Here is a 765-nt window from a genome sequence, read left to right as displayed (position 1 = left end):
CCTTCGTTCATCGTACAGGCTCCGGAAAATGCGCCCCAGGCGTGTTAGCCGGACCGCTCTTTGGTCCGACTGCTCCATTTTACTTCGAAACGGACCGCGCGGCCATTTGAATAGATAGGCTTGGTGACAGTCCAATTTCCACTCGGCCGATTTTCACCGGCCGCAAGCGGCACTATGATGGTCCATGGGCATTCATCTTTGGGGCTCCCTCCCATGCCGACATCCGACAACCCGCCATTTCCCGCGGCCCTGCGCCTTTTCTCTGTGGTGGTCATCATCGTCCTGATCGTAGGCGCGGGCCTGTTTTTCGCGCCCGTGCTGGTCAAGCCGCGCTGGCCTTGGGCCGTCACCCCGTTCAACGCCCGCTTCCTCGGTGGCTTCTACACCGCCGAAATGGTCGTGATGGCGGCTTTGCTGTTCTGGAATCGCTGGTCGCCCGGCAGGCTCGTGCTCGTCATGGCCTTCATCTTCACCGTCATCGTGTCGGCGGCTTCGTTCATCAATCTCGGCTATTTCAACTTCGCGCGCAAAGCGCCCTGGCTCTGGTTTTTGGTCTATCTTGCCTCGGTCGCGGTATCCGGGCTGTTCCTGTGGCGGGCCAGGGCCCGTCCTTCTGCAAAAGGCGTGACCTTGAAGCCCGCATGGCGCGGCTACCTGTCGGTGGAATCGACGATCCTTGGGATCTATGGCCTCGGCCTGCTGCTGTTTCCCCTGACATTCAGCAGCTTCTGGCCATGGCCGGTCGATGTCTTCCACGCTCAGGTC

General features: G+C 60.5%; 1 protein-coding gene. It reads left to right on the top strand.

Going from position 1 to position 765, the window contains the following annotated elements; all coding sequences use genetic code 11:
* Positions 1 to 213 precede the first annotated feature (213 nt).
* Positions 214 to 765: hypothetical protein (locus EOA38_RS37975; RefSeq protein ID WP_127301624.1), on the top strand; the 552-nt coding region annotated here is incomplete at its 3' end.

Origin of the sequence: Mesorhizobium sp. M1E.F.Ca.ET.041.01.1.1, assembly GCF_003997355.1 — a bacterium.
GTDB lineage: Bacteria > Pseudomonadota > Alphaproteobacteria > Rhizobiales > Rhizobiaceae > Mesorhizobium.
Note: the sequence above shows the minus strand (reverse complement) of the source record. Positions and strands in the feature narration are given on the sequence as shown.